This window comes from Rhodoferax sp. BLA1 (assembly GCF_013416775.1).
Classification (GTDB): Bacteria; Pseudomonadota; Gammaproteobacteria; order Burkholderiales; family Burkholderiaceae_C; genus Rhodoferax.
The window spans coordinates 21,010-45,991 of the sequence record NZ_SZVI01000001.1; the positions used below are offsets into that span (position 1 = coordinate 21,010).

Annotated in this window: 23 protein-coding genes; 13 read left to right on the forward strand and 10 right to left on the reverse strand. The window is 57.5% G+C overall.

Annotated features, from left to right (window positions below; genetic code table 11):
- Nucleotides 1–3: 3 nt before the first annotated feature.
- From fliS to FDG13_RS21255, 3 genes are all read right to left on the reverse strand, one after another.
- Complete coding sequence (gene fliS / locus FDG13_RS00130) at nucleotides 4–501, reverse strand: flagellar export chaperone FliS (protein WP_180124695.1); 498 nt, start codon at nucleotides 499–501, stop codon at nucleotides 4–6.
- Nucleotides 502–590: 89 nt separating this feature from the next.
- On the reverse strand, nucleotides 591–2,009 hold the full coding sequence (gene fliD / locus FDG13_RS00135; protein WP_180124696.1) for a flagellar filament capping protein FliD: 1,419 nt from the start codon (nucleotides 2,007–2,009) through the stop codon (nucleotides 591–593).
- A 215-nt stretch (nucleotides 2,010–2,224) separates the two neighbouring features.
- Nucleotides 2,225–3,742, reverse strand: a complete 1,518-nt coding sequence (locus FDG13_RS21255; RefSeq protein ID WP_180124697.1) for a flagellin — start codon at nucleotides 3,740–3,742, stop codon at nucleotides 2,225–2,227.
- Between the two features lie 409 nt (nucleotides 3,743–4,151).
- Here FDG13_RS21255 and FDG13_RS21260 point away from each other — a divergent pair, with 409 nt between their 5' ends.
- Together FDG13_RS21260 and FDG13_RS00150 are read left to right on the forward strand one after the other, a co-directional pair.
- A complete protein-coding gene (locus FDG13_RS21260) occupies nucleotides 4,152–5,669 on the forward strand; it encodes a flagellin (protein WP_180124698.1) in 1,518 nt (505 codons plus the stop codon).
- 79 nt (nucleotides 5,670–5,748) lie between these two features.
- On the forward strand, nucleotides 5,749–8,070 hold the full coding sequence (locus FDG13_RS00150) for a tetratricopeptide repeat protein (RefSeq protein WP_180124699.1): 2,322 nt from the start codon (nucleotides 5,749–5,751) through the stop codon (nucleotides 8,068–8,070).
- A gap of 61 nt (nucleotides 8,071–8,131) precedes the next feature.
- On the opposite strand, the gene FDG13_RS00155 is transcribed toward FDG13_RS00150, so the two are convergent.
- From FDG13_RS00155 to rfbF, 7 genes are read right to left on the reverse strand one after another with little or no spacing between them, the layout of a single operon-like run.
- The gene (locus tag FDG13_RS00155; RefSeq protein WP_218942567.1) at nucleotides 8,132–8,938 is read right to left on the reverse strand and encodes a cephalosporin hydroxylase family protein; all 807 of its coding nucleotides are present in this window, start codon (nucleotides 8,936–8,938) and stop codon (nucleotides 8,132–8,134) included.
- Nucleotides 8,939–8,981: 43 nt separating this feature from the next.
- The gene (locus tag FDG13_RS00160; RefSeq protein ID WP_180124700.1) at nucleotides 8,982–9,674 is read right to left on the reverse strand and encodes a NeuD/PglB/VioB family sugar acetyltransferase; all 693 of its coding nucleotides are present in this window, start codon (nucleotides 9,672–9,674) and stop codon (nucleotides 8,982–8,984) included.
- Between the two features lie 13 nt (nucleotides 9,675–9,687).
- On the reverse strand, nucleotides 9,688–10,812 hold the full coding sequence (locus tag FDG13_RS00165) for a DegT/DnrJ/EryC1/StrS aminotransferase family protein (protein ID WP_180124701.1): 1,125 nt from the start codon (nucleotides 10,810–10,812) through the stop codon (nucleotides 9,688–9,690).
- Nucleotides 10,812–12,053 carry a class I SAM-dependent methyltransferase gene (locus tag FDG13_RS00170; protein ID WP_180125326.1) on the reverse strand — a complete coding sequence of 414 codons (1,242 nt, stop codon included), beginning with the start codon at nucleotides 12,051–12,053 and terminating at the stop codon, nucleotides 10,812–10,814. The genes FDG13_RS00165 and FDG13_RS00170 overlap by 1 nt, the downstream gene beginning before the upstream one ends.
- Before the next feature lie 23 nt (nucleotides 12,054–12,076).
- Complete coding sequence (locus FDG13_RS00175) at nucleotides 12,077–12,637, reverse strand: dTDP-4-dehydrorhamnose 3,5-epimerase family protein (protein ID WP_180124702.1); 561 nt, start codon at nucleotides 12,635–12,637, stop codon at nucleotides 12,077–12,079.
- On the reverse strand, nucleotides 12,634–13,692 hold the full coding sequence (rfbG, locus tag FDG13_RS00180; protein ID WP_180124703.1) for a CDP-glucose 4,6-dehydratase: 1,059 nt from the start codon (nucleotides 13,690–13,692) through the stop codon (nucleotides 12,634–12,636). The genes FDG13_RS00175 and rfbG overlap by 4 nt, the downstream gene beginning before the upstream one ends.
- A complete protein-coding gene (rfbF, locus tag FDG13_RS00185; protein WP_180124704.1) occupies nucleotides 13,692–14,462 on the reverse strand; it encodes a glucose-1-phosphate cytidylyltransferase in 771 nt (256 codons plus the stop codon). Before rfbF ends, rfbG begins: the two co-directional genes overlap by 1 nt.
- A 278-nt stretch (nucleotides 14,463–14,740) precedes the next feature.
- Here rfbF and flhD point away from each other — a divergent pair, with 278 nt between their 5' ends.
- The 11 genes from flhD (at nucleotide 14,741) to FDG13_RS00240 (ending at nucleotide 24,958) form a co-directional block, all read left to right on the forward strand.
- Entirely contained in the window at nucleotides 14,741–15,067 is a 327-nt protein-coding gene (flhD, locus tag FDG13_RS00190) for a flagellar transcriptional regulator FlhD (protein WP_180124705.1), read from the forward strand.
- An 11-nt stretch (nucleotides 15,068–15,078) separates the two neighbouring features.
- A complete protein-coding gene (gene flhC / locus FDG13_RS00195) occupies nucleotides 15,079–15,624 on the forward strand; it encodes a flagellar transcriptional regulator FlhC (RefSeq protein WP_180124706.1) in 546 nt (181 codons plus the stop codon).
- Nucleotides 15,625–15,791: 167 nt separating this feature from the next.
- Entirely contained in the window at nucleotides 15,792–16,649 is an 858-nt protein-coding gene (gene motA, locus FDG13_RS00200) for a flagellar motor stator protein MotA (protein WP_180124707.1), read from the forward strand.
- A 17-nt stretch (nucleotides 16,650–16,666) separates the two neighbouring features.
- Nucleotides 16,667–17,617, forward strand: coding sequence for a flagellar motor protein MotB (gene motB, locus FDG13_RS00205; protein WP_180124708.1), 951 nt, complete (start codon nucleotides 16,667–16,669; stop codon nucleotides 17,615–17,617).
- A gap of 69 nt (nucleotides 17,618–17,686) precedes the next feature.
- A complete protein-coding gene (gene cheY / locus FDG13_RS00210) occupies nucleotides 17,687–18,076 on the forward strand; it encodes a chemotaxis response regulator CheY (protein ID WP_180124709.1) in 390 nt (129 codons plus the stop codon).
- On the forward strand, nucleotides 18,073–18,735 hold the full coding sequence (locus FDG13_RS00215; RefSeq protein WP_180124710.1) for a protein phosphatase CheZ: 663 nt from the start codon (nucleotides 18,073–18,075) through the stop codon (nucleotides 18,733–18,735). Before cheY ends, FDG13_RS00215 begins: the two co-directional genes overlap by 4 nt.
- A gap of 96 nt (nucleotides 18,736–18,831) precedes the next feature.
- Nucleotides 18,832–19,986 carry a flagellar biosynthesis protein FlhB gene (locus FDG13_RS00220; RefSeq protein WP_180124711.1) on the forward strand — a complete coding sequence of 385 codons (1,155 nt, stop codon included), beginning with the start codon at nucleotides 18,832–18,834 and terminating at the stop codon, nucleotides 19,984–19,986.
- Nucleotides 19,983–22,070 (forward strand): flagellar biosynthesis protein FlhA, encoded by a 2,088-nt coding sequence (gene flhA / locus FDG13_RS00225; protein WP_180124712.1) that lies wholly within the window; start codon nucleotides 19,983–19,985, stop codon nucleotides 22,068–22,070. Before FDG13_RS00220 ends, flhA begins: the two co-directional genes overlap by 4 nt.
- The gene (gene flhF / locus FDG13_RS00230; protein WP_180124713.1) at nucleotides 22,067–23,506 is read left to right on the forward strand and encodes a flagellar biosynthesis protein FlhF; all 1,440 of its coding nucleotides are present in this window, start codon (nucleotides 22,067–22,069) and stop codon (nucleotides 23,504–23,506) included. Before flhA ends, flhF begins: the two co-directional genes overlap by 4 nt.
- Complete coding sequence (locus FDG13_RS00235; protein WP_180124714.1) at nucleotides 23,499–24,242, forward strand: hypothetical protein; 744 nt, start codon at nucleotides 23,499–23,501, stop codon at nucleotides 24,240–24,242. The genes flhF and FDG13_RS00235 overlap by 8 nt, the downstream gene beginning before the upstream one ends.
- A complete protein-coding gene (locus tag FDG13_RS00240; RefSeq protein ID WP_180124715.1) occupies nucleotides 24,242–24,958 on the forward strand; it encodes an RNA polymerase sigma factor FliA in 717 nt (238 codons plus the stop codon). Before FDG13_RS00235 ends, FDG13_RS00240 begins: the two co-directional genes overlap by 1 nt.
- Nucleotides 24,959–24,982: the final 24 nt, after the last annotated feature.

A 24,982-nucleotide genomic window follows, 5' to 3' on the forward strand; every position in this document is an offset into this window, starting at 1 on the left:
GACTCAGGCTCCCATCAACGACATATTTGAATAACTGGACATGGCCCGACGAGTGGGTGTCATCACTGCAGGCGCAGGCACGGTGTCTACCGGCTCTGGGAGCTTTTGAACCTTGCCAATCTCCTTCCAACCTTGCGCCACGGGCTCGATCAAGCGTTGAACCTCTTGCAACAAGAGATCGTCATTGGTGGCGTTTGCTAGCATCAAGCGTTTGGAACAGTACCCGTACAACGCACCGAGATTTGCAGCCAACTCGCCCCCCTCCACAGGGTCAAGGCCTGTCGTCAGACCCTCTTGCAAAATGCGCAGGGCCTTGGCAATGGCATTGCACTTTGTCGCAACGTCGCCTCGCGCTAAAGCCCCCCGGGCAGTCGCCATCGACTCCAACAAGCCGTCAAACAACAAACTCACGATCTGGTACTGATCAATCGTGTGCATGCTGGTCTCGATGTTGATTCGTTGATAGGCTGATGCGGCTCGCGGGTTGTAGGCTGTGAACATGGTGATTTTTCCGTTGTGTTTCAGAAGCTCTCTCACCATTTATCGGCTGTTGGTTGCCAAACTGAAGGGTCAAAGGTCGATCACCGTGATTAACCCGTGCTCTTGTTCCAAGTCGTCACCTGCTGCGCAATGTAGGCATTCAATCCGTTCAAACTACTCATTTGTTTATCCAAAGCGTTGTACTGGCGGGTAATACGTTGCTCAAAAGCATCCACCCGATCATTCGCCCGCTGCTGGTCTTTGTCATTGCGTTTGAGAGACGCCTGCAAGGTGTCGTCTTTCGACTTGAAAAACCCGTCGTTCGACAACAAGTTGGTGGTCAACGCTTTCACCCTCACGGCGATGCCATCAGCCGCACCACCGCCCGTGCTGCGAAACAAATCTTTGACCTGATCTGGATTGTCATTGAGTGCCTTGCTCAGCTTGCTGGAGTCTACAGACAGGTTGCCACCACGCTCCTGAACGATACCGATATCGGCCAGCCGTTGGAAGGGGCCACCACTCGTGCTGACAGACTGGATGGCCGTGCGCAGCACATTTTGCAAGGTGATAGCAGTGGAATCACCTTGCAGCAAACCAGCGGACTTGGTTGCAGCGTCGTACTTGGTCGCCTCTTGTAGCAATTGATTGATGTCGTTGTACGCCTTGACAAAAGCATCCACCTTGGCTTGCACCGCCGAATTGTCCTTGGACACCGTGATCTCAATGGGTGATGTAGTTATCTGCTCAACTTTGAAAGTCACACCAGAGATGGTCTTGTCAAAGGTATTGGTAGCGGACGTCACCGCAATGCCATTAACCTTGGCCTTGGCATCTGTGCCAGCCTGTGAGACAGTGCCATTGAGCGTTGTCAAACGCGACAGGCCGGTCATATCGGTGTTGTCAGCAGGTACACCACCTTCATCCACTGTGAGGTTGAAGCCAGCCGCCTCACCCGTGGCCTTGCTGCGCAACAGCAAACGCTCACCAGAGGCATCCGTCAACACGGTGGCGGTGACACTGGCATTGGCGCCGTTGATCTTGCTGGCAATGTCAGACAGGGTGTCACTGGCCGTCACGGCAATGTCTAGCGCCTGACCACCACCAGACGTGAAAACCCCGGCTAACCACGCCCCCTGCTCTAGTCGCAAGGTACCCGCTCCGACGGCAGTCCCCACAGGGAGCACTGGCGCCGAAGCCGTGGCTTGCGCCTGGGCCAAGCTCTGTACCTCCACCTTGAAACTGGTCGGCAAGGTACCACCCACGGCAGAGGCGCTGACATACTTGCTATCAGACGACGTGGTAGCCACCCCATTCCACCCCGTCAAACTGGTCAAACTGCCCGCGGCATCTGCCAAAGTCGAAACCAGCGATTTGATTTGGCCAAACGCAGAAATTTTGGTATTAACCGTGGCTGCCTGCACCTTCAAGGTGTCAAGCGGCCTTTTCTCTAATGCCACCAATTGGGAAATGATGCTTTTGACATCCAGTCCATTCGTGGCAAGGCCTGGTGAAGAAATGGTGGCCATACAAACCTCCTGAAAACTAAACTGCTCGCATTTTGCGGCAGTTGACCGATCTGCAAAAGCCAGTCAAACCACGCAGATCACACCTATTTCTGGTTCCTACTGAGCGAACCCCAAAAACCAAAAGAGCGGCGACAGAAAAACCGTCGCCGCCTGGGCATCTGTGACAAGGAATGCAGAGGAGGCACCCTTGCCTGTATCAACCGCGCGTTGTGCGATTAACGCAGCAGAGCCAACACGCCCTGCGGCAACTGATTGGCCTGCGCCACCATCGCCGTACCCGCCTGCTGCAAGATCTGAGAACGCGACAAGTTGGCAGTTTCTGCGGCAAAGTCAGCATCCAGAATACGGCTGCGTGAGGCAGACAAATTCTCTGACGTCACTTGCAAGTTAGCAATAGACGTCTCAAAACGGGACTGTATAGCACCGAGATTAGCCCGTTCACCGCTGATGTAAGCCAGTGCCGCATCGACCGTTTTGAGCGACAGGGTCGCCTTGCCGAAGGTAGTGATATCCAGCTCAGACACCTTTTTGAGGGTCGAATTGAGCGTGCCACCAGCCGCACCAAGCGCTGTGGTGGTGGTCGAAACCGCACTATAGGACTTGTCAGAGTCCAAGGTAATATACCCACTTACACCCACATTCTCCACCGAGGAAGCAGCCAAAAGAGTTTGTGCCGCACCTGCTGTGGCCACGCCGCCACTGCCGTCCCCGACCAGCTTCTGCACAGTCACAGCCCCGCCATTGACCGATGCGGTATCTCCAACCGCAATGGTGTTGCCAGAAGCATTTGTCAATATGATGCCCGTACCCAGTTCGTTGAGCTGGGCTACGACACCTGTCTTGGATGACTTGTCATTGATAGCCGAAACCGCACTGGAGAGGCCATCCGAACCCGCCGTGGCGGTAATCGAGAACGACACCGTTTCTGCAGTGGCGTTGTCAGACAGCAGCGTCACACTATACGCACCAGCAGCACCAAAACCCAGCTGCGCCTGTGTGCGCGCCGTGGCGGTAACCCCGGTCTTGCTGGTCTGCAGATTGATGTCTTCAGCCGTTTTTTTGCTGTGATCGTTAGCTGTTACCGCAATGGCAGCGCTGCCAAGTGCACCATTGATAGCAATAGTGCCACCCACAACACCGTTGGTTCCAAAGGCAGTGCTAGCAGCAGCAACAGTCGCAGATGCTGCGGCCCCAGACGCAGGAGTACCAGAGACTTGGCTATTGCCATAGACATTGGTTCGCAGATTGGCCGTAGCGGCCGTGATGGTCTGGTTGGCGTTGGCACCCACTTGGAACTGTTGTGTGCCAAAGCTGCCGTCAAGCAACTTCGCACCATTGAACTCAGTGGTTTGCGAGATGCGGTCCAGCTCAGACACCAACTGCCCTACTTCAGCCTGCAGTGCCTGGCGGTCACTGGCACTGTTAGAGGCATTGGCAGATTGCACCGCCAGTTCACGCACACGCTGCAGAATGTCGCCAGAAGCTTTGAGTGCACCTTCAGCTGTTTGCGCCAGAGAAATACCGTCGTTGGCGTTACGCACGGCCTGATTCAGGCCCCGGATCTGACCCGTAAAACGCTCCGAAATGGCCAGACCCGCTGCGTCATCCTTGGCGCTGTTGATGCGCAGACCCGATGACAGGCGTTGGATAGAGGTGTTGAGCGAATTCTGGCTCATGCCCAGATTGCGCTGCGCGGTGAGCGATGCCACATTGGTGTTGATGGTAGCTGCCATGATGATCTCCAATAAAGAACTGACTGAATATGGCGTTGCCGCCAGCCCGGGGGCTGCATCATGCAATCCCCTCACGTTTGCAGTGCTTGCGAGCCTTCTGTAAACAACGGGCCATCAAATGGGTCCGTTGCTAGAGTTTTCGGACTCCCAGCAGAAAACTTGAGGCCCCAACACCCAATTTATGCTGTTTTTTTGTTCGCAGCCACCACACCCAGCCCGCCATGGGCATCCGGCAAGGGACAAGAGCAGCACGCACACCCAAGCTCAAAAACCCAGATTTGACGGGCTTTTCGGATGTTTATTGAGGCACTACCGCACGCCGCCATCTCCACAATTCATCCATGTTCTGCGTTGCCCGCCTGGCCCCAATGGAAAGCAATGTGCGTTACGAGTCTTTAAGGAGTTAACTATGGCTTCCACCATCAATACCAATGTTGCGTCGCTCACCGCGCAACGCAATCTGGGCACGAGCCAGGGTTCGCTCAACACCTCTATCCAGCGTCTGTCATCGGGCCTGCGCATCAACAGCGCCAAGGATGACGCAGCGGGCTTGGCCATTTCGGAGCGTTTCACCAGCCAGATACGCGGTTTGAACCAGGCGGCACGCAACGCCAATGACGGCATCTCACTGGCTCAGGTCACGGAAGGCGCCATGAAGTCAGCAGGCGACATTCTGCAACGTGTGCGTGAACTGGCCGTGCAATCTGCTAATGCATCCAACAGCGCCAGCGACCGCCAGGCGCTACAGGCTGAGGTAGGCCAGTTGGTGGCTGAACTGGACCGCATCTCGCAAACCACCGAGTTCAATGGTGCGAAGTTGCTGGACGGCAGCTTTGGTACACAACAATTCCAGGTAGGGGCCAACGCCAACCAGACCATCACTGCCTCCACCGCCAATCTGCGTACCAATGTGTATGGCAACAATCAGGTGTCAGGCACCAACGCGGCTGGCGCGACGGCAACAACAGGTGCCACACCGGCCGCAGCCTATGGCACCAACGGTGTTGCGGCTGGCACCCTGGCCGTCAATGGCGCGCTTGGCAGTGCCGCCATTGCGGTTGCAGCGAACGAACACAGCAAAAAAACGGCCGAGAGCATCAACCTGCAAACCAGCAAAACAGGGGTTACCGCCACGGCGCGCACGCAAGCGCAGCTGGCTTTTGGCGCCACCGGCGCCTACAGCCTGACGCTGCAGTCTGACAATGCAGACGTCCAAACGGTGTCCTTTGCGATCACAGCCACGGCGGGTGCAGAAGGCCTATCTGGCGCCATTTCTTCGATCAACGACAAATCCGCCAAAACCGGGGTTGTGGCTCAGCTCAATGAAACGGGGGACGGCATCACTCTGACAAACGCCGCGGGCAACACCATTGCAGTGGGTGACACCGGGTCCACAAATGGCGGAGCCGTGACTGTGACCAAGTTGGTCGGCGACGGTAGCGGCGGGGTGGCCACAGCAGGCACAGCGCGCACGCTCACGGCTGATGCCGTGGTTGAAAATGTGGGCGTGAGTGGGTACATCACCCTAGATTCTGATAAGTCCTATAGTGTGGTTTCAACCACCACCACAGCGCTGGGTACGGCTGGTAGCACGCTTAACTCGACTCTCAAAAAGGTGTCTGAGTTGGACATCACCAGCTTTGGCAAGGCGACCCTGTCACTTCAGACGGTTGACGCGGCACTGAGCTTCATCAGCGGCGAACGTGCCAAGCTAGGTGCCCTGCAGTCTCGGTTTGAAACATCTATTGCCAGCCTGAACATCACCTCAGAAAACCTGTCTGCCTCACGCAGCCGCATTCTGGATGCTGACTTTGCCGCAGAAACCGCCAACCTGAGCCGCGCGCAGATTCTGCAACAAGCCGGTACCGCTATGGTGGCACAGGCCAACCAGATCCCTCAAGGGGTGCTGGCTCTGCTGAGGTCTTAGTGACGAGGTGTGCCGTCCATAGCTCGCCTGCTGACCTGCGTGTGGGAGAGTCCACCAACCAAGGTAGGATACCCGCACGATGACACAAGCCGATCACGACCCGCTCAGCCTGCGCATACAGTCGGCCATGGCCGCTGCTGACTGGCCTTTGCTTATCCGCCTCTGCAAACAAGCTTTACGCAAGAAGAGTCGCCACTTGGTGGCGCATCGGCTGCTCGGCTTTGCACTCCATCGCCATCATGATCCGGAGGCGGCAATTGCCGCCTACAAACGCGGCGCAGCAGTTTGGCCCGATGACGCAGAACTGCTGATCAACTACGCCAATGTGTTGCTGGAGTTGGCACGCCAACCCAAAGCCCTTGCCATACTGGACAAGGTCGTGCAGTTGCGCCCAGACCACAGCGCATGCTGGAGCAAGTTGGCGCAATCGTGTTACGCGATTGGTTTACACCAAAAAGGGTTTGATGCCAGCCAGAAAGCCCTGGTGTGCGCCACAGACACCACACAACGTGTGGCAGCGCTAACACAGTCTGCCATCCACCGCCGAGAGCTGGGGCAGGTACGCCAAGCCGTCAAAGATTGCGAGGAGGCCATTCACCTGTCGCCCACCGACCCCACTGGACACACCAACCGCATGTTGTTCATGCTGGCTGATCCCGGTTATGGCGCAGCGGACATGCTTGCAGGCGCGCAGACCTATGCACGCACCTTTGAGGAGCCGTTGCGGGCGGGCTGGTCAGATTTTGCCCAACTCGGGCGCGACCCTTGGCGTAAGCTGCGCGTAGGTTTTCTGTCACCCGACTTCCGCCACCACGCGGTGATGTACTTCATTGAAGGTCTGCTCTCGTTGTTGGACCGAGGCCAATTCGAGGTGTGGGCTTTTTACCTCTACCCCAGCGAAGACACCGCCACCGAGCGGATACGCTGCCATACAGATCACTTCGTTCGGCTCGATGGACTGACAGCGCAAGAGCAAGCACGCCGCATCCAGGAAGAACAGATCGACGTGCTGATCGACCTGGCCGGCCATACCGGCAACAACGGCTTGCTGGCTATGGCCCACAAGCCTGCTCCGGTGCAGATCAGCACCATTGGTTACCCTGGCACCACAGGGTTGCGCGCCATGGACTGGTGGATCAGTGACAACGTCACCGACTCGCCTGACGCAGACCTGTTCTATGTGGAGCGGCTGTACCGACTTCCTACACGCTGGGCTTGTTATCGCCCGATGAGCCGCAACCCGCTGTGGCGTTACCAACCGGCCTATCAGGTGCGCCCAACACCCGCTCTCCAGAACGGCTACATCACCTTCGGTTCTTGCAACAACCTGGGCAAGCTGACAGACGAGGTGCTGGCACTGTGGGGACAACTGTTGACGGCAGTGCCCGATGCACGCCTGCTGATAGAAGGCAAAAACCTGGGCAATGAAGAGGCGGCCAACAGTTATCGCCAACGTTGTCTGCGTTTGGGCGTAGACACTGAACGACTGGTGCTCGTGAATCATGATGGTGGCAACCAGTATTTGACCTACCACCTGATCGATATCGCGTTAGACCCGTTTCCACTTGTCGGCGGGACAACATCGAACGATCTGCTGTGGATGGGGCTGCCGCTCGTCACAATGGATGGGGATAGCCTGCGGTCCCGCATGAGTGTTGGCTTGCTGGCCCACCTGGGGCGACACAATTGGATCGCCCGCAGCACCGATGAATACCTGCGTATTGCAGCCGAGCTGGCCTCAGACATGACCGCTCTGAACCAATTTCGATTGGGGCTGCGTGACGAAATGGAGAACAGTGTGCTGATGCGTGAGGACGTCTATGTGTCTGAGTTCGGTCATGCGATGCGCAAGATGTGGATGCATTGGTTAGCCGAGTCGGCCCATCCGGATTGGACACCCGAGCAGGTCTCTGCACAAATCAATGAATGGTTACAGACCCGCCCTTTGCCCATGGGGAATGCACCAGAGTTTCATGTGGGGGTGGCTCCTGGCGAGAGAGTTCCACTATCGAGTGCTTATGAGCGACTGCAAACCCTGCTGGAAAAAGCCAAAAGTGGCCTACAGCCTGTGGCAGGAGAAGCGTCCAACGTGCTGTCCAACCCGAACTGGAAAGCAACAACCGAGTTGGCGGAGCGCATTTTGTGTGCCAAACCACATGACCCGGTGGCACTCACCGTGCTTGCCGAGATTGAAAATGCCCACGGTCACCTCGATTTTGGCCGCGTGTATCTAGAGCAGGCCCTGCGATCCTTGGCCGAACCAGAGCCAGCAGAGCGGGTGCTGGCACGCACACACGAGTATGTGCAAGCAGCTCTTGTGTATTTGGCCCAGCCGCCGCTGCCCTCTTCGCGCCCAGCCACGTCACTACCCGAGAGTTTAGCGACCGCAAACACGGCCTAGCCCTTATCTGGATTGCACTTGGCGCTATAGATCTGAGTCTTTCGGTACGTGGCGGTTTACGTTATTTCTTACGCCGCAAAAACCCCTGTGGTGCCACCGTGATCTGTAATTGCTGTTCAAGCGCCGTGTCCACCTCGAATTCGGGGTGCCCTGACAGCCACTGCCGTACGGCGGTTTTGGGGTTGTTGCCGACATCCCAAGGCCGATCAGCAAAAAACTTCGGCGGCATGTCGTCCACGAAAGTATCAAAGACCACGCAGTAACTTCCTGCGCTGACCAAAGACGCATAAGCGTTCAACTCACCCAGCACATGGTCGTGCGTGTGCATTGAGTCGAGCATGACCAGCACGGTCTTGTACCCAGATGCGGCGGCATGCACCTGTTGCACCACATCATCTGCCACGGACGACCCCTGAACCATCTGAATACGGGTGGCCATGGGATGCGCCTCGATGGCGGCGCGGTTATGCGCACGAATGTCAATATCAATACCGATCACCTTGCGCGCCGAGTCGCGAGGATCGAGCGTGGTACCGGCCTCAATGGCATCACACATGTCCAGCAGCGCCAACAAGGAAGCACTCAGTATGAGCGAGCCGCCATGCGCGATGCCAGTCTCAATGATGAGGTCGGGACGCAATTGCCAGACCAATTGCTGCACGCCCACCATGTCCTGCGGGTACTGAATGATGGGGCGCCCCAGCCAATCAAAGTTGTACACGTATTTGTGCTGCATGGACTCGCGCAACCAAGTCTGGGACAGTGCCCGGAAGGCTTGGTCTTGGGCATAACTCTGCACACGCTCACTACGCTCTTGAGCAAAGACCTGTTCGGGAGATGGCTGTGGTGATGAGGGCATGTGTTGCATCCTGTAATAAGTTATCTGAGGTCAAGCGATAGACGTTGTGAATCTATGGTTGTGTTATCCCGGACGGGTGGTCTTTGGGACGCAGAGTATCCGCCGTAGGCAGTAAACGGGCTGGGTTGCCAACCACCACTGCGTGATCTGGAACATCGCGCGTCACCACGGCGCCAGCCCCAATCAGGGCACCGGCACCAATGCGAACGCGGGGGAGCACGCTGGCACCAGCGCCGATGAAGGCATCTTCACCGACCCAGACACAACCACACAGCGTGGCCCCTGGCCCGACAAACACACCGGCCCCCAAAACACACTCGTGGTCCACGACAGCGCGGTGATTCACGATACAAACATCTCCAAGCGTTGCCTTCGCCGCGACAACGGCCATGGCCAGAACTTGTCCACCGGCACCCACCCTCGCCCATGGACTGACACTGGCCTGCGGATGGATCAGCGTCGGCATGTCAACACCCTGCTGGTTTAGGCTCGCCTGGATGCGCTGGCGATGGTGGCCCTGTCGGCCCACTGCCGCCGCACCATACAAGCGCAGCGCACTCGCCTGTGTCTGGCGCCACTGAAGCCAACCACTACACCCAGCCAGCACCGGCACCCCTTGCCGCAAAGTGGGCACCGGCAGTTCGTCAACAAACGCCACAACGCGGCCTTGCTGCTGCTCAATCATGTCCAGCAAAACAGTGGCATGGCCAGAACAGCCCCAGATGACCCAGGACGTGCACTGCAAAGATGAAACACCTTCACGCTCCAGCATGTTGCAGTGCCTCCCGCACGACCGCCACCACGCGGTCAATATCGTGATCGGTCATGTCGTGAAAGCTCGGCAAGTTCACAGCGCGTTCATAGACACTTTGTGCGTGCGAACCCGTCGGTCCGGGCGGCATCCAAGTCAGCGTCGACAGGGGCGCAAAGAACGGCCGAGCGTCAATATTGGCCTGCTTAAAGCGATGCAGGAGTTCGTCAGCAGACAAAGGAATGTGCTCGGCTACAACCACTGTCGGCATCCACGCACCAATACGAGTCCCCGGCAGTTCAGGATTCATTGTTATGCCAGACACGTCAGCAAAGGCCTCTCGGTAGCGCTGCATTATTTCAAGCTTGCGCGAAATCAATGACTCCACACGCCGCAACTGCGCACACCCGAAAGCAGCTTGCAGGTTGGACATCTTGTACTTAAAACCCAACATGTCGGGCCAGAACTGACGCGTCTGCCCTTTCACTCTGCCATGGTTAGACAGGGAGAGCACTTTGTCATAAAGCGCCTGCTCGTCGGTCACGAACATGCCTCCCTCGCCAGTAGTGATGGTTTTGGAGCCGTGAAAAGAAAACGCACCAAACACACCCAAAGCTCCTGCGCGGCTGCCACCATACATGGAGCCAATGGCCTCGGCAGCATCCTCTATGACCGGAATATCGAACTCACGCCCCAGAGCCAGCAGCGCATCCATGTCGCACAAGTTACCGTACAGATGGACTGCGATGATGGCGCGTGTACGGGGTGTGATGGCAGCACGCACGGCAACCGGATCAATGCACCAGGAATCCGGCTGAATATCAACCAGCACCGGGCGTGCACCCAAATGCAACACTGGAGCCACCGAAGCCACCCAATTGGTATCGGCCAGGATGATCTCATCACCTTCGCCAACCCCCAGGGCAGCAAGCCCCATATGCAAGGCCCCGGTACAGCTCGATGTTGCAATGGCGTACTTCACACCAATGTGTGCAGCAAAGGCTGCTTCAAATCGATCCAAGTAATCGTAGCAATGTGGGCCCCAGCCATTGCGTGCGGCGTCTGTCGCCAGCGCCACCTCTTCATCAGTGATAGATGGGCGAGACAGTGGAATACGTCGATTGCTATTCATTAAAACACCTCCAGGCGCGGCACGGCCACAACAAACTTCCCACCCCATTTGTGCACGTAGTCCAGCTGCGCGGCGACTTCATCTCGCAGATTCCATGGCAGGATTAACACACGGTCGGGCCGGTGGGAACGTAAGTGGGCTCCGTCAACAATGGGGATTCGGCTGCCCGGCAAAAACTTGCCCAGCTTGGCGGGGTTTTTATCCACCACATAAGGCAGCAAGTCAGGTCGCACACCGGCAAAGTTGAGCAATGTGTTGCCCTTGGCGGCGGCGCCGTAGGCACCCACGGTGAGCCCTTGAGCCTGACACTGCAATAAAAATGTGAGCAATTTGCGCTTGATACGTAAGGCCTGGGACTCAAAATCTCTGTAAAAACTCTGCCCCAACATACCGGCTGCGGCCTCGGTGGCCAGCAGTTGCTGCACACGCGCTGCGGCCTCTGGTGTGGCCTGCGGGTGGTGGTGGACATCGGCACGTGTGGCAAATACTCGCAAACTGCCGCCGTGGGTGGGTAACTCTTGCACGTCTATCACGGCCAACCCGTTGGCAGCAAAAATGCGCTGCACGGTGGTGAAAGACAAATAGGAAAAGTGTTCGTGGTAGAGCGTGTCAAACTGGCATTGCCGCACCAATTGAAGCAGGTGCGGAAACTCAAACGTGGCCACACCCTGTGGCTTGAGCAGCACCGCGAACCCGGCCACAAAATCGTTGATATTGGGCACATGCGCCAGCACATTGTTGGCCACCATTAGGTCAGCGGCATGGCCTTGTGCAACAAGCTCACGCGCCAGCGTCACACAAAAAAAACGCTCGATGATGGGAATGCCTTTGGCACGCGCAGCGGCCGCTGTGCTGGCGGTTGGCTCAATACCCAAACAGGATACCCCGCGCTGCGCCACATATTGCAACAGGTAACCATCGTTGGCGGCAACTTCAACCACATGGCTCTGTGGCCCCAATGCAAGACGCGACACCATGTCTGCCACGTAAGTCTGCGCGTGAGCCAGCCAGCTGCTAGCGTAAGAGCTGAAATAGGCATATTCAGCGTCAAACAATTGGTCAGCTTGGGCAAAGTCTTCCGTTTGCACCAACCAGCATTTCTCACATACCAACACGCGCAACGGGTACCAACGCTCGGGGGCATGTAATGCCTCTGGGCTCAGGTAGGCATTTGACGGTGGCGCACTGCCCAAATCGATCAGGGGCAGGGTGACCGGCGCGCCGCAATGCCTGCAGGTCATTGGGGCATAGTTGGCGCAGGTATTCACAGACAAATTCCTTCAAAAACATCGGTGAGCGGGGCATGGGCGGTGTCACGCGCGGATCGCTCAACGATCGCCATTGGCCAGGCGATGCCCAGGCGCGGGTCTAGTGCATCAACCCCACCCTCAAGTTCTGGTGTGTGCGGTGTGGAATGGCAGTAGATCAGTTCGGCATGGTCACTCAAGGTTTGAAAACCGTGGGCAAAACCCGCTGGAATCAACATGGCTAGCCCGTTCTCTGGCGACAACTCCTGCGCATGCCATTGCAAAAACGTGGCTGACCCGGCACGCAAGTCAACCGCCACGTCCCACACCACACCCCGCAAGCAGCTGACCAACTTGGCATCGGCAGCTGGCGAGTGTTGAAAGTGCAAACCACGTACCGTGCCACACCGGGCCGTGTAGGTGTGGTTGATCTGTGCAACAGGCATCGTCCAACCTGCGGCAGCCAGCTCTTGTGAACAAAACAGGCGCGACAAAAAACCACGTGCGTCACCCAGGCGCTGGCGCTCAATACATTTGAGGCCATCTAAAGAACTTGCTCGAACAGCGAAGCGAGTCATGCTGAGGCCTCAAACGCTGCGATATCAGCAAAACACAAGTCGCGCACGTCAGCACCAGCAAACTGCGCCCGGTACCAAGCCATGGTGCGCCCCACCGCGTCTTGCAAGCCCCAGCGTGACTGGACGCCCAACACTGTGCGGACTTTGGCCACTTCTAACGCCAAGGCATTGGCTTCGTGTGGCTGAAAACTATTGTTTTCATAGCTGGTTGTGCAATATTCATGAGGGCTTGAGGCCAACTTAATCACATCTCTGACCGATGCCACCTCGTGGGAAGGCGGGCCAAAGTTGTAGGCACCAGCCAACGTCGGTTGCGCCCATAGCTTTTCGGCCAAGCGTACATACCCCGCCAACGGCTCCAGCACATGCTGCCAGGGGCGGGTGGCGTTCGGATTGCGGATCACCAACGGGCGCTGTGCTTGCCAGGCCCGCACCGCGTCGGGGATCAAGCGGTCAGCCGACCAGTCTCCACCACCGATGACGTTGCCTGCTCTGGCGCTGGCCACGGCCACGCCCGATGTTTGCAAAAATGAAGCGCGGTAACTGGCGATGACAAGCTCAGCAGCGGCCTTGCTGGCGCTATAAGGATCGTGCCCACCCAGTGCGTCATCTTCACGGTAGGGGTAACACCATTCGCGGTTGTGATAAACCTTGTCTGTGGTGACGGCAACCACCACACGCACCGAGTCCAAGCCACGCACGGAATCCAGCAGGTTGGCGGTCCCCATGACGTTCGTGGCAAAGGTATCCAGCGGCTGCTGGTAGCTGGTGCGCACCAGGGCTTGGGCAGCCAGGTGGAAAACAACTTCCGGGCGGGCCACTCTGACCAGATTGGCCAGCGACTGGGCGTCTCTGATGTCGCAAAAGTGGCTATCCAAAGACTGCATATTGCCCAGCAAGGCAAACAAATTGGGCTGAGTGGCAGGCGGCAACGCAATGCCGATCACTTCCGCCCCCAAACGCTGCAACCACAAGGCCAGCCAAGCGCCTTTGAAGCCGGTATGCCCGGTCAACAATACCCGCTTGCCTTGCCAAAAAAGGGCGTCAGGCCGCATTACCAAATCTTCCAAGGCGCTTTGCCAAACGACCACATGTCTTCGAGCATGGTCTTTTCCCGCAGGGTGTCCATGGGTTGCCAGAAGCCATGGTGCTCAAACGCCATGAGTTGACCATCTGCAGCCAAACCAGCCAACGGTGCGGCTTCCCAAGGCGTACTGTCATCAGCAATGCGCTCAATCACTTGGGGGGACAAGACAAAAAAGCCGCCATTGATCAAACCCCCATCACCACGCGGCTTCTCCGTAAAGCCCTGCACCACTGCACCATCCATTTGCAGGGCGCCATAACGCCCGGGTGGCTGTACCGCAGTCACGGTGGCGAGTTTGCCGTGTCGGTGATGGAAAGCAATGGTGGCTGATATATCCACGTCGGAAACACCGTCGCCATACGTAAAACAAAAGGCGTCTTCGTCGCGCACGTACTCGGCTGCACGTTTAAGGCGACCGCCCGTCAAGGTGTCCTCACCCGTGTCAACCAGTGTCACCCGCCAAGGTTCGGCATGCTTGCAATGCACCTCCATGCGGTTACTCGCCATGTCAAAGGTCACATCGGACATGTGCAGGAAATAGTTGGCAAAGTATTCTTTGATCACGTAACCGCGGTAGCCGCAGCAAATCACAAAGTCGTTGACGCCATGGGCGGAGTACATCTTCAGGATATGCCAAAGGATGGGCTTGCCGCCAATTTCAATCATCGGCTTGGGTTTGAGGTGGGTTTCCTCAGATATCCGGGTACCCAAGCCCCCGGCCAGAATGACTGCCTTCATGTCACCACCCGCTCAAGCTAAATAGATGTTTGACTATAGAACCGAAAGAAGCCCATCTAGCGGTGCAATTGGCCAACATTTCACCTTCAATTCCAGATGCAAGACCACCATGTAGGAATTTGCCTTACATGATGCCATCCCAGCGACGACACCCGCAACATCCAAACACTGATTCAAGTTTTTGGACCAGGCTTCCAGAATCGGTCCCAAGGTGATGAACACGGCAATTAGGCCGCAAACACCATCCAATTGATTGACCTATTTTTCTGGAGCCGACCATGAACGACGACCAACTCTCCCGGGAAATCCGTGATGCCAACCTCACCTACTTGATGCTGGCGCAAAACGTGATTCGCCGCGACAAGGCCGAGGCACTGTTTCGCCTGGGCATCTCGGAAGAATCGGCCGACATGATTGCGATGCTGTCTCCTGCGCAGATCTTGAAGATTGCGTCGAGCCCGATGCTGCTGTGCCGCTTCCGCGTGGATGACGACATGGTCTGGAACCTGTTGACCAACCACAACGCCGCCAAGGTGGACAACGACGCCACCACCAAGTTGCATGCCAGCATCCTGATGGCCGGCCGTTTCGCCGAAGCCCTGTAAGGAGTTGCACCATGGCCACCACATCAACCAAAAGCGTCTTGAACGACTCCAAGCAGGTGGAACGCGCTGTCGCGCTGATCCAGCTGGGCGCGCGTCTGCAGGTATTGGAGAGTGAAACCAATCTCTCCTACGAGCGGCTGCTGCGCCTGTACAAAGAGGTGGCTGGCAAGTCGCCTTCCAAAGGCCAGCTGCCGTTTTCTACCGACTGGTTTCTGACCTGGCAGCCCAACATCCACGCCTCGCTGTTTCTGAACACCTACGAATACCTCAACAAGGTCAGCGCCCTGGAGGACATTGAGGCGATCATGAAGGCCTACCGGCTGTACAGCGAGCAAATCGCCAACTGCGGCGTGGAGCCGCTCTTGAGCATCACCCGCGCCTGGCGCCTGGTGAAGTTTGTCGACAACCACATGCTGGCCATGACCAAGTGCAGCAAGTGCGGCGGGCATTTTGTCAGTGAGCCCTATGAGAATTCACGTCACTTTGAATGCGGCTTGTGCACCCCGCCAGCACGCGCGGGCAAGGGGTCTGCGGGTGGCGGCATCTTGCTGCACTGAATTTGCTTCTATTAACATAGCGAATAGCCCATGCCCGATAAGGGCTACGGGCTATTTTTTTATATAGCTCAAGTCGCCTGAAAGCGGGACGATATGATAGAGATGCAGGACGCGCCATGCGTGCGACCCCACTTCTCTAACAATCGCCCCTCTTAAGTAACCCGCCTATGTTCGTTATTGTTGGTTGGCTGATCGTGATGGTGTGCGTCTTTGGCGTGTACATCTTTCACGGCGGCAACATCATGGTGGTCTTGAAAGCTCTGCCATTTGAGTTGATCACCATTGGTGGCGCCACCTTGGGCGCCTTTGTGGCCAACAACCAGATGAAGGTCATCAAGTCCAGCATCAAGGGCTTGGGCACCTGTTTCAAAGGCAGCAAATACACCAAAGCCCGCTACATGGACCTGCTGGCCCTGCTGTATGACATCTTGCAAAAGGCCCGCAAGGAAGGCCTGATGGCTATTGAAAAAGATGTCGAAGACCCCCATTCGTCTGAAATATTCAAAAAACATGGTGCGGTAGGCAGTGACCACCATGTGGTGGAGTTCATCACCGACTACTTGCGCATGATGGTCTCGGGCAACCTCAACGCCCATGAGATTGAGTCGCTGATGGATAGTGAAATCGACACCCACCACGCCGAAGAACATGCCGCAGTGGCTGCGCTGCAACGCGTGGCTGGTGGCTTGCCCGCGTTTGGTATCGTGGCCGCTGTGCTGGGGGTGGTGAACACCATGGGTTCGGTGGGGCAACCACCGGCTGTGCTGGGCGGCATGATTGCATCGGCCCTAGTGGGGACTTTCCTGGGTATTTTGCTGGCTTACGCGTTTGCTGAGCCACTGGCAGGCCTGCTGGAGCAAAAGGTGGAAGAAGCCGGCAAAGAATTCCAGTGCATCAAAACCACGCTCTTGGCCAGCATGCAGGGCTACAACCCTGCGACAGCCATCGAATTTGGCCGCAAAGTGCTGTTCTCGACGGAGCGCCCCTCATTTGTCGAACTCGAAGCGTTCGTCAAGAAGAAATAAACATCTGAATCACCAGCATGGCAACCGACGCCAAAAAACTCCAGCCCATCATCATCAAGCGGGTGAAAAAGGCCGGCCATGTCGCCCATGGTGGCGCCTGGAAGATTGCCTACGCCGACTTTGTGACCGCCATGATGGCGTTCTTTTTGCTGATGTGGCTGCTGGGTAGCACCTCAGAAGGGGATAAAAAGGGCCTGTCAGACTACTTTTCGTCCCCCTTGAAAGTCGCCATGGAGGGTGGCCCGGGTGCCGGGGCCAGCCAGAGTGTGATCAATGCCGGTGGCAACGACCTGACACAGACCGCTGGCCAGTCCAAACGAGGTGATGGTGCCAGCCCTGCGGCGCGCAAACTCTCAGGCGAACAAGACCGGGTTTCCCGCGCCAGGAAAGACGCCCAACAGATGGCGCAGTTGAGCGCCAAGATCAGCGCCATGATTTCGAACAACCCCAAGTTGGCGGAGTTCAGTGACCAGATCAAGCTGACTATCACACCCGATGGTCTGCAGATCCAGATCGTGGACGATCAGAAACGCCCGATGTTTGACAGCGGCAGCGCCAGCGTCAAACCTTATATGCGCGACATCCTGCAACAAATCGGGCTGGCGCTGGTGGACGTGGACAACAAGCTCAGTGTCGATGGCCATACCGACCAGACGCCCTACGCCAGCGGTGTGCGTGGCTACAGCAACTGGGAGCTCTCGGCAGACCGGGCCAATGCCAGTCGGCGCGAGCTGATGTCTGCGGGTGTGCTTGATGACAAGGTGGCCCGCGTCATGGGCCTGGCTTCAAGTGTGTTGCTGGATGAAGAAAATCCGCGCAGTCCGTCCAATCGTAGAATCAGCATTACCATCTTGACTCGCGAGGCAGAAGAACGTCTGCTGGGAGCCAGGCGGGTGGAAGCGCCAGCGACAACTGAAAGTGCAACAAAACCGGATCAAACAGGTGTTGCCCCCACTGTCAATCCCTAAGCTTACGTGACATCATGATCGGAAATCACTTTATGACAATTCCAGTGTGCGCCATTGAAAGGTTACCTTATGGCCAATGATCTCAAGTTCTTGGTGGTTGATGACTTCTCCACCATGCGGCGCATTGTGCGCAACCTGCTCAAGGAAATTGGCTACTCCGAAGCGGATGAGGCCGAAGATGGCGTGGTTGCGCTCAACAAGTTGCGAAATTCAAGCTTTGATTTTGTGGTGAGCGACATCAACATGCCCAATATGAACGGGTTTCAGTTGCTCAACGAAATCAAAAAGGACGACAAGCTCAAGCACTTGCCAGTCTTGATGGTGACCGCCGAGGCCCGCAAGGAAGACATTGTGATGGCAGCCCAGCAAGGCGCGGCAGGCTACATCGTCAAGCCGTTCACCAAAGCCACGCTGGAAGACAAAGTCAACCTGATCCTGACGAAGCTGGGGATGAAATGACTGCAGGCACCCCTTCCGGTTCTGTGACTGGCACGCCAGAGTTGTCTCAAGACATTCACCATCGCATTGGTGTTCTCACGCGCCAGCTGCACGATTCGCTGAATGGCTTGGGGCTGACAGACAAAGTCAAAGATTGGGCAGATGAGATTCCTGACGTCAAAAGCCGTCTGTCCTACATTGCCCGATTGACCGGCGAAGCCGCCGAAAAAGTGCTTAACAGTGTGGATCAAGCCAAGACACACCACGACCACATTGCTGCTGAAACACGCCGCATTGGCGCACTGATTGTCAAGGACCCGGTGGCGGCTGTGGCCAAAGGCCATGTGATGAACTTCATCACCGATGTCGAAGAAGCAACCAAACACATCGACAAAAACCTGACCGACATCATGATGGCGCAAGACTTTCATGACCTGACCGGGCAGGTGATCTCCAAGGTCGTCAATCTGGCGGCCAACATTGAACAGCAGTTGGTGCAACTGCTGATTGTCACGGCCCCGACGCAGCCGGTTAATAAGCCGGTTGAAACACCCACAGGCACTTTTGTGGTGCATGAGCACCCCGTTCTGCAGGGTCCAGTGGTCAACCCCGAAGGCAATCCCGACGTGGTCAAAGGCCAGTCCGAGGTGGACGATTTGCTCGCCAGCCTGGGCTTTTAAGACAGGTCAAAACAAGCAGGGAAACGCCCTGCTTATCGCGCTTTAGTTCCAGAAGCGCAAAAAGACAATGGGAAGAACACGAGGTGTCTTCCCAACATGGAATCCAGCAGTCAAGATCGCAACTTACCCGCATCAGAACGCAAGCTGCAAAAAGCGCGTGACGACGGTCAAGTCGCACGCTCACGCGATTTGGCGCATCTGGCTGTGTTGGGTGGCGGCGCTGTGACACTCATGGCCTTGGCACCCGCCATGTTTGGGCATTTCAAAACCCACATGGGTTTGCAATTGCTGTTTGATGCCCAAACCATCAAAGACCCGATGATCATGCTGAACCGCCTGGGTGCCATGACAGCCGTGGGGCTGGTGGCCAGCGCTGTTTTTGCCGCCATCGTCAGTGTCATCGCCATCCTCGGCACCGTTGCAACAGGCGGCTGGGTGACCAGCCTGAAACCAATCACTCCAGACTTCAGTCGCCTCAATCCACTCTCGGGTTTTGGCCGTTTGTTCACCAAAGACAAGGCCACCGAAGTGGGCAAGATGACATTCATCGCCTTGATGTTGCTTCTGGTGGGCTTCAACTACCTCAAAGGTGGCCTCGACACCCTGGGCGCGCTCGTGCTGCAGCCCTCAGCCAAATCCTTGAGTTACTTGGCCGACTGGATCACCACGGGCATGGGCCTGATGCTGTTGGTGGTACTGGTGGTCGCCATGGTGGATGTGCCGCTGCAATCTTTCCTGCACAAGTCGCGCATGAAGATGTCTCACCAGGAGATGAAGCAGGAAAGCAAAGAGTCTGACGGCAACCCGCAGATGAAGGGCCGCATGCGCCAACGCCAGCGCGACATCGCCAATGGCAACAGCATCTCCAAAGTGCCCAAAGCCGACTTTGTGCTGATGAACCCAACCCACTACGCGGTGGCGATCCAATACGACGACAAAACCATGCCGGCCCCGAGGGTCATTTCCAAGGGCGCGGACCTGCTGGCCTTCAAGATCCGTGACCTGGCCAAGGAAAACGCGATCCCCGTGCTTCAGTCCCCCATGCTGGCGCGCGCTTTGTACGCCAACGCGGAAATTGACCAGGACATCCCCACCAGCCTGTACACCGCCGTCGCCCAGGTGCTGGCCTACATCTACCGGCTCAAAGCCGCCATGCGCGGGGACGGCCCCTTGCCAGGCGAGGTGCCCGTGCCCTTTGTGCCACCAGAACTGGACCCTCTGTCCAAAGTGATTGCGGCTGAAACACCATGAACATAAGCTTCAACACCGTCAAAACCTGGTTTGGCAACAACTCCGCACTGATGCAGGGGGCGGCAGCCCCCATGCTGGTGGTGGCCATTTTGTCGATGATGGTGCTGCCTCTGCCGCCCTGGATTCTGGACACGTTCTTTACCTTCAACATCGCTGTGGCGCTGATGGTGATGATGGTCGCAGCCTACATGCTCAAGCCACTGGACTTTGCCGCCTTCCCAGCGGTATTGCTGCTCACCACCTTGATGCGGCTGTCTCTCAACGTGGCCTCTACCCGTGTGGTGCTGCTGGAAGGCCACACCGGCCCGGGTGCGGCCGGTGCGGTGATTGAGGCCTTTGGCCACTTTTTGATTGGCGGCAATTTTGCCGTCGGTCTGATTGTGTTCTCCATCCTCGTTGTTATCAACTTCATAGTGGTTACCAAAGGTGCAGAGAGGATTGCAGAGGTTTCTGCCCGCTTCGCGCTGGATGCCATGCCCGGCAAGCAGATGGCGGTGGACGCCGACCTGAACGCCGGCCTGATCGATGAGAAGGAGGCCAAACGCCGGCGCGCCGAGGTGTCTGAAGAAGCTGACTTTTTTGGCTCGATGGACGGCGCCTCCAAGTTTGTGCGTGGTGACGCGGTGGCAGGCATCCTGATCTTGCTGATCAACATCTTTGGCGGCTTCACAGTCGGTGTGCTGCAACATGGTCTGAGTGCCTCCCAAGCCGCAGACGCCTACATTCTGCTGGCGGTAGGTGATGCGTTGGTGGCACAGATCCCTGGCTTGCTGATCTCGGTAGCGGCAGCCATGGTGGTGTCACGCGTCGGCAAGGAGCGTGATCTGAGCGGGCAGATCGTCAACCAGATGTTCATCTCGCCACGGGTGTTGGGCATCACCGCCACCATCATGGGCATTCTGGGCATCATCCCCGGCATGCCACATGTTGTGTTCATCGGCATCGCCTTGTTGCTGGGTTATGGCGCCTGGACGCTGGCGCACAAGCCCGCACCCGTTGAAGAGGTCGCTGCGGCACCCGTCGCCGCAGCGGATGGCGAAGCCAGCTGGGACGATTTGCAGCCGGTCGACCAACTTGGCCTGGAGCTCGGTTACCGGCTGATCACCTTGGTGGACAAAAACCGCCAAGGCGATTTGTTAACCCGTATCAAAGGTGTGCGCCGCAAATTCGCCCAGGAGGTGGGGTTTTTGCCGCCGCCAGTCCATGTGCGTGACAACCTGGAACTTAAACCCAGCGGCTACCGCATCACCCTGCGTGGCGTGATTGTGGGTGAAGGTGAAGCCTTTCCTGGCATGTTTCTGGCCATCAACCCGGGTGGCATCAGCACCCCGTTGATCGGCACACCCACCACCGACCCCGCATTTGGCCTGCCAGCACACTGGATCGATGCCCAGCAAAAAGAAGCGGCACAAATGGCCGGATTTACCGTGGTTGATTCCGAGACTGTGATGGCCACGCATTTGTCACACTTGATGCAAGTTCAAGCGGCGAAATTGCTCAGCCGAACCGAAACCCAACAACTGGTAGAACACGTGGCCAAGCAGGCACCCAAACTGATTGAAGAAGTCATCCCCAAAATGGTTCCGATTGCCGTCTTTCAGAAAGTGCTGCAGCTGCTGCTGGAAGAGTCAGTGCACATCCGGGACATTCGCACCATCATCGAGTCACTGGCTGAGCACGCAGGTGCCACCAACGACCCGGCCGAGCTGGCCAAACGGGTGCGCGTGGCCTTGTCACCCGCCATCGTTCAGCAGATTTACGGCCCAACCCATGAGCTCAACGTGATTGCCATCGACCCATCGCTGGAGCGCCTGCTGGTCCAGGCCCTGGGCAACACCACGGGTCAAGGACAGGCACTGGACCCGGGTGTCGCCGACATCCTGACCAAAAAAGCCGCTGAAATGGCCCTCAAACAAGAAGAAATTGGTATTCCCGCCTGCCTGCTGGTGCCCGACCAGATCCGCAGCGCCATCGCCCGGCTGGTGCGTCGTGTCGCACCGCGCTTGCAGGTGTTGGGGCACAGCGAAATACCTGAATCACACACCATCCGAATTGGCCCCATCCTTAAAGGCGCAGCATCATGAACATCCAACGCTTTACTGCCCCCACCGCCCGGGAAGCCCTCGCCAAAGCACGCATGGCTTTTGGGGACGGCACCTTGATTCTGTCCAACCGCCCTACCTCCTCGGGTGTGGAAGTGGTGGCCACCGGAGAGGACACGCTGGAAGCGCTTGACCGCAACGAGGAAGCACGGCAAAAACAGCGTCAGACCCAGACCAAAAGCGCGCCAGCCGCCAACCCGGACAGCCAGGTGATCGAAGACACCGCCCAGCTCGCCATGAGCACCCTGTCGTTTCAGGACTATGTGCGTGAGCGCATGCTGCGCCGTCGTCACGAAGCTTTGGCCGTTCAAGCCGCACCAGCGCCCCAAGAACGGCCAGAACCACCCGCACGTGTGCCGAGCCGTCCCGCGCCCATGCAAGTTGCTCGCACCGTGTCGGCGGCACCAGATATGGCCCCAATACAAGTGAAAAAGGCGGCCCCACGTGCCCCGCTGGCCGCGCCCAGTGCCGCCCCGTCGCAAGGCATTGTGGACGAATTGCATGCCATGAAGACGTTGATTGAGGACCGCTTCAACACCCTGACTTGGCTTGGCCAGGCACGGCAGAACCCGATCCACTCCAACTTGATGCTCAAACTGATCCGCTCCGGCTACTCACCTGCACTGGCCAGAACCATCATGGAACGTATGCCGGAAGACCTGAATGCCGCCGACGCCACACGTTGGGTCATGGACGTGCTGACCCGCAATCTGCGCACCGATGCCGCATCCAGTGCCATCCATGAACAAGGGGGCACCTACGCCCTCGTGGGGGCCACCGGTGTCGGAAAAACCACCACCGCAGCCAAGTTGGCCGGCTTGTGCGCACGCACCTACGGCCCGGCCAGCGTGGGTCTGATCACACTGGACACCTATCGGGTGGGCGCCCATGAACAGTTGCGCGCCTATGGCCGTATGCTGGGGGTGGTGGCCCATCTGGCGCATGATCGCGCCGCCTTGCAAGACCTGCTGGGCCTGTTGTCCAATAAAAAGATGGTGTTAATCGACACCACCGGCATTGCCCCCAACGATCCGCGCAAACGCGACATGATGGATACGCTGGACCTGCCAGAAATCCATCGCCTGCTGGTGCTCAACGCGGGTGGCCACGGCGACACCCTGGATGACATGGTCAACTCGTTCAAAACAACCGGGCTGCAACAAACGATTCTGTCCAAAACAGATGAGGCGGCCAAGATTGGCCCGGCACTGGACGCCACCATCCGGCACCAGCTGGTACTCAGAGGTGTCACCACCGGCCAAAAGGTCCCTGAAGACTGGGAACGCGCTGATGCAAGCAACCTCGTTGCGATGTCGATGCGTGCACCGGCCAAGTCGGCGTTTGATCCCAAGATGACAGACTTGGGCTTCTTCTTTGCCGAGTCCACCCGGATGCAACCGGGACAACTTCATGCTTGAACCTTGCATCAATCAGGCCGCTGGCTTGCAAAGCCTGGCTTTGCAACAGGTGCCCCGACTGATTGCGGTCACCAGCCATGGCCAGCAGCAAGGTGAGTTGCCCTTGCTCTGGGGACTGTGTACCAGTTGGGTCAGCATGGGGTTGTCGGTGATGGTGCTTGACGGCCACACCCCTGAATCACCGGATAACCCGGGCCTGGCGCAATGGCTCAACAACCCGCTGGATCGCCAGGGGGATGAGGGCAACCCGGTCTCGTGGACCGTCATTCCTGCGGCACAAGGCCTTGCCCGCTTGTCGGTGCATGGGCTGCTGACCAGCCCCGTAGGAGAATTGTTCAAGGCCTATGCGGTGGTGCTGGTGTATGCCGACGCCGAATGCTTGACTCTTTTGCTTCGCGGCAGCAGCTTGGCACCCCTGGTGGTTGTTCCACCGGCCCAGGCGGCCACAATCACCGCCTACCAGGCACTGAAACACCTGTTGGTCAATGGCCAACTGCGACCAACTGTTGCTAACATCGTGGCCGACGCCAACACCACCATGCCCAAGCCACTGTCCTCACCCGTCCAAACCGTGATGAACTGTGCCTCGAACCATCTAGGCTACAGTGTCAAACCGGTGACCATCACCGCCAGCGCCCGGGCAGACCGCTCGCAGGACGATGTCACCCGGCTGGCCATGCAACTGCTTGAAAGTGCCATCCAGCTGAACCACGCGCCGCTGGGGAGGGTCCATTGATGTACACCGCCAAGGGACAACTGGACCGCAATGCCTTGATTCGCCAGTACCAGCCCTTGGTGCGCAAGCTGGCGCACCACATGATGGCCAAACTACCTGCCAACGTGCAGGTGGATGATTTGATCCAGGTCGGTTTGATTGGTCTGTCCGAAGCGCTGACACGGTTTGAGGCCACCCAAGGTGTGCAGTTTGAAACCTTTGCCACCCAACGCATCCGCGGCGCCATGCTGGACGAACTGCGCGAAAACGATTGGGTATCGCGCGGCACCCGCAAGAGCCAGAAAGAAATTGAGGAGTCTCTGCGCCGCCTGGAACACCGACTGGGCCGCAGCCCGCTGGAGAGCGAAATCGCAGCTGACCTGGGCATGAGCCTGAGTGACTACCAGACCCTACTGGGCAAGGTCAAAGGCACCCAGCTGGTTTATCTGGAAGACATGAACCACAGTTCAGATGACGAAGACAGTTTTCTGGATCGGCATATGGGTGACACTGAGGCCGACCCCCTGAACATGCTGCGCAACCAACGCCTGCGCGAAGCACTGGTGGCGGCCATCAAGAACTTGCCAGAACGCGAGCAGTACATCATGAGCATGTACTACGAGCAGGACATGAACCTGAAAGAAATTGCGGCCGTGCTGGACGTGACCGAGTCACGCATCTGCCAGTTACACAGCCAGTCGATTGCCCGCCTGCGGGCCAAAATGCGCACCCACTGAGTCGCGGTGGCATTGGCACAACGC